This is a genomic window from Kitasatospora sp. NPDC008050, from assembly GCF_042957465.1.
Classification (GTDB): domain Bacteria; phylum Actinomycetota; class Actinomycetes; order Streptomycetales; family Streptomycetaceae; genus Kitasatospora.
This window is the reverse complement of record NZ_JBIBIJ010000008.1, coordinates 10,639-22,443: the sequence shown is the minus strand read 5'-3', so window position 1 is coordinate 22,443 and position 11,805 is coordinate 10,639. Positions and strand designations below refer to the sequence as shown.

The 11,805-nt window shown below is 75.3% G+C and carries 1 pseudogene; it reads left to right on the top strand.

Features of this window, described 5'->3' with window-relative positions:
- Positions 1–2: 2 nt before the first annotated feature.
- A pseudogene (locus ACFZB9_RS17735) lies at positions 3–11,732 on the top strand (type I polyketide synthase); the annotation flags it as partial.
- Positions 11,733–11,805 lie beyond the last annotated feature (73 nt).

Here is an 11,805-nt window from a genome sequence, read left to right as displayed (position 1 = left end):
TGACCGCGGATCTGCACGAGACGCGTCGCCGGCTGAAGGAGTTCGAGGACGGCGAGCACGAGCCGATCGCGATCGTGGGCATGGCCTGCCGGTTCCCGGGCGGGGTGGCCTCGCCGGAGGGGCTGTGGGACCTGGTGGCGGGCGGCCGGGATGCGGTCTCGTTCTTCCCCGAGGACCGGGGCTGGGACACCGAGAACCTCTACCACCCGGACCCGGACCACCCCGGCACCTCCTACTCCCGCGAGGGCGGGTTCCTGGACCGGGCGGGGGTGTTCGACCCGGGCTTCTTCGGGATCTCGCCGCGCGAGGCGATGTCGATGGACCCGCAGCAGCGGCTGCTGCTCGAAGCCTCCTGGGAGGCGCTGGAGCGGGCGGGCATCGACCCGACCACGCTCAGGGGCAGCCGGACCGGTGTCTTCGTCGGTGTGATGTACAACGACTACGGCGCCGTGCTCCAGCAGTCGATCGAGGGCCTCGAAGGCCAGCTGGGGACCGGCACCTCCGGCAGCATCGCCTCCGGCCGGGTCTCCTACACGCTGGGTCTGGAGGGTCCGGCGGTGACCATCGACACGGCCTGCTCCTCCTCGCTGGTCGCCCTGCACCTGGCCTGCCAGTCGCTGCGTTCGGGCGAGTCGACCCTCGCACTGGCGGGCGGCGTCACGGTGATGCTGACGCCCAGCACCTTCGTGGAGTTCAGCCGACAGCGGGGCCTGGCCACCGACGGGCGCTGCAAGCCGTTCTCGGACGACGCGGATGGCACCGGCTGGGGCGAGGGCGTCGGCATGCTGCTGGTCGAGCGCCTCTCGGACGCCCAGCGCAACGGGCACCCCGTGCTCGCGGTGGTCCGTGGCAGCGCGGTCAACCAGGACGGTGCCTCGAACGGCCTGACCGCCCCGAACGGACCCTCCCAGCAGCGGGTCATCAAGCAGGCGCTGGCCGGCGCCGCCCTCACCGGCGACCAGGTCGACGCGGTCGAGGCGCACGGCACGGGCACCTCGCTCGGTGACCCGATCGAGGCCCAGGCACTGCTCGCCACCTATGGCCAGGGGCGCCCGGCCGACCGGCCGCTCTGGCTCGGCTCGGTGAAGTCGAACCTGGGCCACACCCAGGCCGCCGCCGGTGCCGCCGGGATCATGAAGATGGTCATGGCGATGCGCCACGGGGTGCTGCCGAAGACGCTGCACGTCGGGGAGCCGTCCACGCACGTGGACTGGTCGGCGGGCGCGGTCGAGCTGCTGAGCGAGGCGCGGGACTGGCCGCGGACCGGCGAACCGCGCCGGGCCGCCGTCTCCTCCTTCGGGTTCAGCGGGACCAACGCGCACATCATCCTTGAGCAGGCACCGGAGACCGAAGAGGTGCCGGAGACCGACACGGAGCCGGCCGCGCCCGCCGTGGTCGGGCACACGCCGCCGCTGCTGCTCTCCGGCCGCACGCCGCAGGCGCTGCGCGGGCAGGCCGAGCGGCTGCTCGCCCAGCTGGACGCCGAACCCGAACTGTCCACGCTGGACGTCGCCTTCTCGCTGGCCACCACCCGCGCCGCCTTCGAGCACCGCGCGGCCGTGGTCGGCGGCGACCGCGAGGAGCTGCGCCGGGCACTGGCGGCGCTGTCGCGCGGCGAGTCCGCGCCGCGGGCCGTGCTCGGGCGGGCCGGCTCCGCGGGGCGCACGGCGTTCCTCTTCGCGGGTCAGGGCAGTCAGCGCGCCGGCATGGGTGCGGAACTGCACGCCGCCTTCCCGGTGTTCGCGGCGGCCCATGACGCGGTCCGCGCGGAGCTGGACCGGTACCTGGAGACGCCGCTGAAGGACGCGGGCGAGCTGCTCGACCGGACGGAGTACACCCAGCCGGCGCTCTTCGCGCTGGAGGTGGCGCTGTTCCGCCTGGTCGAATCCTGGGGTGTGCGGCCGGACTTCCTGGCCGGGCACTCGATCGGTGAGCTGGCCGCCGCGCACGTGGCGGGTGTGCTCTCGCTGGCCGATGCCGCGCGGCTGGTGGCGGCGCGTGGCCGGTTGATGCAGCAACTGCCCGCCGGTGGAGCGATGGTGGCCGTCCAGGCGAGCGAGGCGGAGCTGCTGCCGCTGCTCGCCGACCGCTCCGACGTGGGTATCGCCGCCGTCAACGGGCCTTCAGCCACGGTGCTTTCGGGTGCCGAGTCGGCGGTCCTTGAGCTGGCGGAGAAGCTGGACCGCAAGACCAGGCGGCTGACCGTCAGCCACGCTTTCCACTCGCCGCTGATGGAGCCGATGCTGGCGGAGTTCCGCGCGGTGGCCTCGGAGTTGACCTTCCACCAGCCGAAGATCCCGATCGTCTCGACGCTCGACCGGTCGGCCGACCTGGCCACGGTCGACTACTGGGTGCGCCACGTCCGCGAGGCCGTCCGCTTCGCCGACGCGATCGCGGCGCTGGAGGGCCAGGGCGTTCGCAGCTTCCTGGAGCTGGGCCCGGACGGTACCCTCGCCGCCCTCGGCCAGGCCTGCGTGACCGCCGAGGACGAGGCAGTGTTCGCCCCCGCGCTGCGCCGCGACCGCCCCGAGGCCGACACCTTCACCGCCGCCCTCGCCCAGCTGCACGCACGCGGCGCCAAGGTCGACTGGCCGGCCCTCTTCGCGGGCGCCGGCGCCCGGCGCATCGCACTGCCCACCTACGCCTTCCAGCACGAGCACTTCTGGCCCCGGCCGCTGACCGGCTGGATCGGCGACGTCACCTCGGCCGGACTGGGCGCGGCGGACCACCCGCTGCTCGGGGCCTCGCTCACCCTCGCGGACGCCGACGGTCACCTGTTCACCGGCCGACTCGCCCTCGACACCCACCCGTGGCTGGCCGACCATGCCGTGGCCGGCACCGTGCTGCTGCCGGGCACCGCCTTCGTGGAGCTGGCGATCCGGGCCGGCGACCAGGTCGGCTGCGGGCTGCTGGACGAGCTGTCGCTGGAGGCGCCGCTGATCCTGCCCGCCAAGGGCGCCGTCCGGGTGCAGCTCTGGGTCGGCACCGCGGACGACTCCGGCCGACGCACCGTCAACCTCTACTCACAGCCCGAGGACTCGCCGGCAGAGGATCCGTGGACCCGGCACGCCACCGGCCTGCTCGCCCCGGGCACGGGGGCGGTGGTGCCCTTCGAGCCCGCCGTGTGGCCCCCGGCGGATGCCGAGCCGCTCGCGGTCGACGCGCTCTACGACCTCTTCGCCACCGCCGGCTACGGCTACGGACCGGCCTTCCAGGGTTTGCGCCGGGCCTGGCGACGCGGTGGCGAGCTGCTCGCCGAGGTCGAGCTGCCCGAGGCCAACCGGACCGAGGCCGCCTTCTTCGGTCTGCACCCGGCGCTGCTCGACGCCTCGCTGCACGCCATCGGTATCGGCGGCGTCCTGCCGGACACCGGTCAGGCCCGGCTGCCGTTCGCCTGGAGCGGTGTCACCCTGCACGCGGCCGGTGCGGTCGCCCTGCGGGTGCGGATCGCGGCGAAGGGGCCGGACTCGGTCTCGCTCTCCCTCGCCGACGGCACCGGCGCGCCGGTGGCCTCGGTGGCGGAACTGGTGCTGCGACCGGTGGCGCTGGAGCAGCTGGCGGCGAGCCGCACGGCCCACCACGAGTCGCTCTTCCGGCTGGACTGGCACCTCCTCCCGCTGCCGACCGCGCCCGCGGCCGACGACTGCGCACCGTGGGCGGTGCTCGGCGCCGCCGCCGACCTCGGCCCGGACCTGGACGCCCGCTGTGCCGACCTCGACGCGCCGGTCGCGGCGGCCCACCAGGGAGCCACGCTCCCGCGGACCCTGATCGCCTCCTTCACCGCGCCGGCCGGGCCCGACCTGCCTGCGGCCACCCACCGGCGCACCGCCGAGGCCCTCGCGCTGGTGCAGCAGTGGCTGGCTGCCGAGGAGTTCGCCGACACCCGGCTGGTGGCGCTGACCCGGGGCGCGGTCACCACCGGGGACGAGGACACGGTGACCGACCTCCCGGCGGCCGCCGTCCGGGGCCTGCTCCGCTCCGCACAGGCGGAGAACCCCGGCCGCCTGATGCTGCTCGACCTGGACGGCGAGGACCTCTCCCGCGAAGCCCTGTCGGCCGCGCTCGCCACGGGCGAGCCCGAACTCGCCCTGCGTGACGGGGCGTTGTACGCGCCCCGGCTGGCCAGGGTGCCGGTCACCGACACCGCCGACACCGACACCGCCACCGACACCGCCGATGCCGACGCCGGGCCTGCTCTGGCGCCTGTCCTGGCGCCGGCCTCGGATGGGACGGTGCTGGTCACGGGTGCGACGGGGACGCTGGGTGCGCTGGTGGCGCGGCATCTGGTGGCCGGGCACGGGGTGCGGCGGCTGCTGCTGGTGTCGCGTCGTGGTGCGGCGGCCGTGGGTGCGGCCGAACTCGCCGCCGAGCTGCGGGAGTCGGGTGCCGAGGTGACGCTGGCGGCCTGTGACGTGGCCGACCGGCAGGCCCTCGCCGCGCTGCTCGGTTCGCTGGAGCACCCGCTGACCGCCGTGGTGCACACCGCCGGTGTGCTGGACGACGGCATCGTCTCCTCGCTCACCCCCGAGCGGCTGGCCACCGTGCTGTGCCCCAAGGTCGATGCGGCCTGGCACCTGCACGAGCTGACGAAGGATCAGAACCTCACCGCCTTCGTCCTCTTCTCCTCCGCCGCCGGTGTCTTCGGCAACCCCGGCCAGGCCAACTACGCGGCCGCCAACGCCTTCCTCGACACCCTCGCACAGCAGCGCCGGGCCGCCGGCCTCCCCGCGACCTCGCTCGGCTGGGGCCTGTGGGCCGAGGACGGCGGCATGGCCGGGGAGTTGAGCAGCCCGGACACCCAGCGGATGGCCCGCGGCGGGGTCGGCGCGCTGACCTCCGAGCAGGGCCTGTCCCTGCTCGACACCGCCACCGCGCTGGGCGGCGCGAGCTACGTCCCGATCCGCCTCGACCTGGCCGGCCTGCGCGGCATGGCGGAGACGGGCATGCTGCCGCACCTGCTGCGCGGCCTTGTCCGGGGGCCGATCCGCCGCGCGGCCGAGGCGGCCGGCGGTGCGGGCGGCTCGGCGCTGGCGCAGCGGCTGGCCGCCCTGCCCGAGGCCGACCGGGCGGGCGCACTGGTGGAGCTGGTGTGCACCGAGGCCGCCCACGTGCTGGGGTATGCCGGTGCGCACGCGGTGGAGACCGACCGGGCCTTCAAGGACCTCGGCATCGACTCGCTCACCGCCGTCGAGCTGCGCAACCGTCTGAACGCCGTCACCGGCCTGCGGCTGCCGGCCACCCTGGTCTTCGACCACCCCAACCCACTGGCCATCGCCGAACTGCTGGGCGAGGAACTGCTCGGCACCCTGCCCGCCGCGGTCGCCGCGGTCGTCGCGCCGCTGGACGACGACCCGATCGCGATCATCGGCATGGCCTGCCGCTTCCCCGGCGGGGTCGCCTCGCCCGAGGACCTGTGGCGCCTGGTGGCGGACGGGGTGGACGGGGTCTCCGGCTTCCCCACCGACCGTGACTGGCCGCTGGAGGCGCTCTACGACACCGACCCCGAGCGGCCGGGCACCTCCTACACCCGGGAGGGTGGCTTCCTGCACGACGCCGGCCTCTTCGACCCGGGCTTCTTCGGCATCTCGCCGCGCGAAGCGATCTCGATCGACCCGCAGCACCGGCTGCTGCTGGAGACCTCCTGGGAGGCCTTCGAGCGGGCCGGCATCGACCCGGCCTCGGTCAAGGGCAGCCGGACCGGCGTCTTCGCGGGCGTGATGTACGGCGACTACGCCCCCCTGCTGATGCAGTCGGCCGACGCGATGGAGGGCTACGTCGGGACGGGCAGCTCCAGCAGCGTCGCCTCCGGCCGGATCTCCTACACCTTCGGCCTGGAGGGCCCGGCGGTCACCATCGACACCGCCTGCTCCTCCTCACTGGTCGCCCTGCACCTCGCCGCCCAGGCGCTGCGCACCGGCGAGTGCACGCTGGCGCTGGCCGGCGGCTCGGTGGTGATGGCCTCCCCGACCTCGTTCATCGAGTTCAGCCGCCAGCGGGGGCTGGCCGCCAACGGCCGCTGCAAGCCGTTCTCGGCCGACGCGGACGGCACCAGCTGGGCCGAGGGCGTGGGCATGCTGCTGGTCGAGCGGCTCTCCGACGCCCGGCGCAACGGGCACCCGGTGCTCGCCGTCGTGCGTGGCTCGGCGATCAACCAGGACGGCGCCTCGAACGGTCTGACGGCGCCGAACGGCCCGGCCCAGCAGCGGGTGATCCGCCAGGCGCTGGCGAACGCCCGCCTGTCGGCCGACCAGGTCGACGCCGTCGAGGCGCACGGCACCGGCACGCCGCTGGGCGACCCGATCGAAGCCCAGGCGCTGCTCGCCACCTACGGCCGCGAGCACACGGCGGAGCGGCCGCTCTGGCTCGGCTCGGTCAAGTCGAACCTGGGGCACACCCAGGCCGCCGCCGGTGCCGCCGGGATCATCAAGATGGTGCTCGCGATGCGTCACGGCGTGCTGCCGCGCACCCTGCACATCGGCGAGCCGACCCCGCACGTCGACTGGACGGCCGGCGCCGTGGAACTGCTCACCGAGGCCCGGCCCTGGCCGGAGACCGGCGGGCCGCGCCGGGCCGCGGTGTCCTCGTTCGGCTTCAGCGGGACCAACGCGCACGTGATCCTCGAACAGGCGCCCGAGGACGCGGAGCCGACCACGGATGCCGCGCCGGCCGCCGCACCGCCGGTAACCGGGACGGCGGCGCCGTGGGTGCTGTCCGCCCGTTCGGAGCAGGCCCTGCGCGACCAGGCCGGGCGGCTGCTGAGCCGACTCGACGCGGAGCCCGGGGTGGGGCTGCTGGACGTCGCGGCCTCGCTGGTGACGACCCGTGCGTCGTTCGAGCACCGGGCGGTGGTGGTCGCGGGTGACCGCGAGGCGGCGGTGCGGGGGTTGGCGGCGCTGGCTTCGGGCGGGGTAGCGGCGGAGGTCGTGCGTGGGGTGGGTGGTTCGGCGGGGCGGGTGGCGTTCGTCTTCCCGGGGCAGGGTTCGCAGTGGGTCGGGATGGCGGTGGAGCTGCTGGAGTGCTCGCCGGTGTTCGCGGCGCGGATGGCGGAGTGTGCGGCGGCGCTGGCGGCGTTCGTGGACGGGTGGTCGCTGCTCGATGTCCTGGGTGATGCGGGGGCGTTGGAGCGGGTGGAGGTGGTGCAGCCGGTGTTGTGGGCGGTGATGGTGTCGTTGGCGGAGGTGTGGCGGGCGGCGGGTGTGCGTCCGGGTGTGGTGGTGGGGCATTCGCAGGGGGAGATCGCGGCGGCGGTGGTCGCTGGTGCGTTGTCGTTGGAGGATGGTGCGCGGGTGGTGGCGTTGCGTAGCCGGGTGATTGCGGGTGGTCTGGCGGGGTTGGGTGGGATGGTGTCGGTGGGTCTGCCGGTGGCGGAGGTGCGTGAGCGGCTGGCGGTGTGGGGTGAGGCGCGGGTGTCGGTGGCGGCGGTGAACGGGCCGTCGTCGGTGGTGGTGTCGGGTGAGCCGGTGGCGTTGGACGAGTTGTTGGCGTCGTGTGCGGTGGAGGGGGTGCGGGCGCGTCGGGTGCCGGTGGATTATGCCTCGCATTCGGCGCAGGTGGAGTCGGTCCGGGTGGAGTTGCTGGAGCTGTTGGCGGGGGTCGAGCCGCGCGTCGGGCAGGTGCCGCTGTTGTCCACGGTGAGTGGTGAGGTGGTGGACGGTTCCGGGTTGGATGCGGAGTACTGGTACGCCAACCTGCGGGCGACGGTGGAGTTCGAGGGTGCGGTGCGGGCGTTGTTGGCGGACGGTTTTGGGACGTTCGTCGAGGTGAGTGCGCATCCGGTGTTGGCGATGGCGGTTCAGGAGGGTATCGAGGCGGCCGGGCGGGATGCGGTGGCGTTCGGTACGTTGCGTCGTCACGAGGGCGGCTTGGAGCGGTTGTTCGCTTCGCTGGCGGAGGCGCATGTGCGGGGGGTCGCGGTCGACTGGGCGGGCTTCCTGGCCGACCGTGGCGCCCGGCGGATCGAGCTGCCGACCTACGCCTTCCAACGCGAGCGCTACTGGCCCAAGCCGTACGCCGGGGTGTTCGGGGACGTCTCCTCGGCCGGACTGGGCGCGGCGGAGCACCCGCTGCTCGGCGCCTCGGTCACCCTCGCGGACGCCGACGGTCACCTGTTCACCGGCCGGCTCGCCCTGGACACCCATCCGTGGCTGGCCGACCACGCGGTGCTGGGCAGCGTGCTGCTGCCCGGCACCGCCTTCGTCGACCTGGCGATCCGGGCCGGCGACCAGGTCGGCTGCGACCGCCTGGAGGAGCTGACCCTGGAGGCGCCGCTGGTGCTGCCCGAGCGCGGCGGGGTCCAGGTGCAGCTGACCGTGGGCACGCCGGACGCCGCCGGGCGGCGCCGGTTCGCCCTGCACGCGCGGCCGGAGGATGCGCCGCTCGACCAGCCGTGGACCCGGCACGCCACCGGCGAGCTGTCCGCCGCTCCGGCTGGCCCGGCAGTCCCGGCAGTCCCGGCTGTCCCGGCTGTCACGTCGGTCACGTCGGCGCCTTGGCCGCCGCTGGACGCCGAACCCGTCGCGGTGGACGACCTGTACGACACCTTCGCCGCCCTCGGCTTCGCCTACGGTCCGGCCTTCCGGGGCGTGCGGGCCGCCTGGCGGCGCGAGGGCGAGATCTTCGCCGAGCTCGCCCTGCCCGAGGAGTGCCGGCCGCAGGCCGAGGCCTTCGGCCTGCACCCGGCGCTGCTCGACTCCGCGCTGCACACCCTGGCACTCGGCGGGATCGTCGCGGACACGGGTGGCGGGCGCCTGCCGTTCGCCTGGAGCGGGGTCCGTCTCTTCGCCACCGGTGCGACCGACCTGCGCGCCCGGATCCGACCGGTGGGCGAGGACGCGATCGCGCTGGAACTGGCCGACGCGGCCGGCGCCCCGGTGGCGGCCGTGGACTCGCTCGCGCTGCGCCCGGTCTCGCCCGAGCAGCTCGGTGCCGCGGGTGGCGGGGTGGGTGACGCCCTGTTCGGCCGGGAGTGGGTCACCGTAGCGGCGCCCGCCGAGTCCACCGCGCCCGGCGGTGACTGGGCGCTGCTCGGGCCGGATCCCGAGGACTGGGCGACCGGCCTGCTCGGCACCGGAATCACCGGCTACGCCGACCCGGCCGCGCTGGCGGCCGCGGTCGCCGCCGGGGCGCCGATGCCGGCGACCGTGCTGGCCTGCTGCCCGCCGCCCGCCGCTCCCGGAACCGGAGCTGGGGCTGGAGCTGGAGCTGGAGCCGGGATCGTGCAGGCGACGCATCAGGCGGTGCACCGGGTGCTGGAGCTGGTCCAGGGCTGGCTCGCGCAGGAGTGCACCGCGGACGCGCGGCTGGTACTGGCCACCCGTGGTGCGGTGGCCGCCCGGCCCGGCGAGGGCGTGGCCGACCTGGCGTCGGCCGCGGTCTGGGGCCTGCTGCGGACCGCGCAGACCGAGAACCCCGACCGGTTCGTCCTGATCGACCTGGACGAGCCCGGGGAGTCCGCCGCCGCACTGGGCCTCGCCTGCGCCCTGGATGAGCCCCAACTCGCCATCCGAGAAGGCCGGTTGATCGCTCCACGGCTCACCCGGATCGCGCTGCCGGCCGAGTCCGCCGAGTCCGCCGAGTCCGCCGAGCCCGCCGAGCCCGCCGAGTCCGCCGGGGCCCGTCCCGGCTGGGACCCCGCCGGGACGGTGCTGCTCACCGGTGCCACCGGCGAGTTGGGCCGCCTGCTGGCCGGTCACCTGGTCGCCGAACACGGCGTGCGACACCTGCTGTTGGTCTCGCGCAGCGGTGAGGCGGCCGCTGGGGCCGCCGAGTTGCGGCGCGAGCTGGCCGAACTCGGGGCCGAGGCACGGTTCGCCGCCTGCGACGCGGCCGACCGCGCGGCGATGGCCGAGCTGCTCGCCTCGGTGCCCGACGAGCATCCGCTGACCGCCGTGGTGCACGCGGCCGGTGCGCTGGACGACGGCGCCGTGGTCTCGCTCACCCCGGAGCGGGTCGACCGGGTGCTGCGCCCGAAGGTCGACGCGGCCTGGCTGCTGCACGAGCTGACGCTCGATCAGAAGCTGGACGCCTTTGTGCTCTTCTCCTCCGTGGCCGGTGTCTTCGGTGGCCCGGGGCAGGCCAACTACGCTGCTGCCAACGCCTTCCTGGACGCGCTCGCCGAGCACCGGCGCTCGCAGGGCCGGCCGGCGACCTCGCTGGCCTGGGGCCTGTGGGAGACCGGCAGCGGGATGACCGGCGAGATGGGCGAGGCGGACCGGCAGCGGCTGGCCCGTGGCGGGGTGGCGCCACTCTCCTTCGCCGAGGGCCTGGCGCTGTTCGACGCCGCCGACGCGCTGGACGAGGCGCTGCTGGTGCCGGTCAAGCTCGACCTGGCCGGCCTGCGCGCGCACGCCGCGGTGACCGGGCAGGTGCCGGCGCTGCTGCGCGGCCTGCTGCGGGTGCCGGCACGCCGGGCCGCCGCCGGTCAGCAGGAGTCGGCCGGGGCGCTCGGTGCGCAGCTGGCCGGCCGCACCGGGCCGGAGCGCGAGGCGATCCTGCTCGACCTGGTGCGCGCGCATGCCGCCGCGGCGCTCGGCCACCCGGGCCCGGAGGCGGTGGACATCGAACGTGCCTTCCTGGAGCTCGGGTTCGACTCGCTGACCTCGGTGGAGATGCGCAACCGGCTCGCTCTGGCGACCGGTCTGCGGCTGCCCGCCACGCTGCTCTTCGACCACCCCACCGCACGGCTGCTGGCCGCCCGGCTGAACCGGCAGCTGGAGTCGGCGGCCGGCCAGGGTGCCGCGAGCGCGACGAGCGAGGCACCGGAGAGCCGGCCGGCCGGCACCATGACGGCCATGCTGCGCAGCGCCGCAGGGAGCGGGCGCAGCGAGGAGTTCATGGCCCTGCTCTTCGCGGCCTCGCGCTTCCGGCCCGCCTTCGCGCAGGCCGAAGCGACCGAGCTGGCACCGGAGTTGCTCCGACTGGCCGAGGGGCCCGAGCAGCCGGTGCTGGTCTGCCTGCCCTCGCTGCTCGCGATCTCCGGCCCGCACCAGTACGCCCGGATCGCGGCGGCCTTCCGAGGCCGGCGTGAGGTCCTGGCGCTGCCGCTGCCGGGCTACCTGGAGGGTGAGCCGCTGCCGGAGACGGCCGAGGCGATGCTCGAACTGGGCGCCCAGGCGGTGCTGCGGGCCACCGGGGGAGCGCCGTTCGTGCTGCTCGGCCACTCCACCGGCGGGCTGCTGGCGCAGGCCACCGCGGCCCGGCTGGAGGAGCTGGGCAGCGGCCCGGCGGGCGTGGTCCTGGTGGACACCTACTCCTTCACCGGCGCGGCCGGCGGGGACGCGGACGGAGGGGACCAGCGGCACTCCGACGCCGACGAGGACGCCGACGAGGACGCCGACGCGGCCGTCGGTGCGGGCGTCGTCGGTGCGGGCGTCGCCGGTCTGGGTGTCGCGGCGCAGATCCTGCCGGTGCTGACCGGGGCCATGCTCGCCCGGGAGGGCGGCTATGTGCCGATGGACGATGCCAGGCTCACCGCGATGGGCGGCTACCTGCGGCTCTTCACCGGCCGCCGGCCCACCGCGATCTCCGCGCCGACCCTGCTGGTCCGGGCCGCGGACCCGCTGACCGCCCCCGCGGCGGATGGCGGCCGGGCCCCGGTCGGTGCCGCGGTGCAGGCGTCCTGGCCGCTGCCGCACACCGCGGTGGACGGCCCGGGCGACCACTTCACCGTGATGGAGGAGCACGCCGCCACCGTCGCCGGGCTGATCGAGGACTGGCTGCGCTCGGTGCACTGACTTCGCGACCGCCTCCCGCCGACGGCGGGAGGCCACCGACCGCCGCCCCGGCCCGACCCCCGCGGGCCGGGGC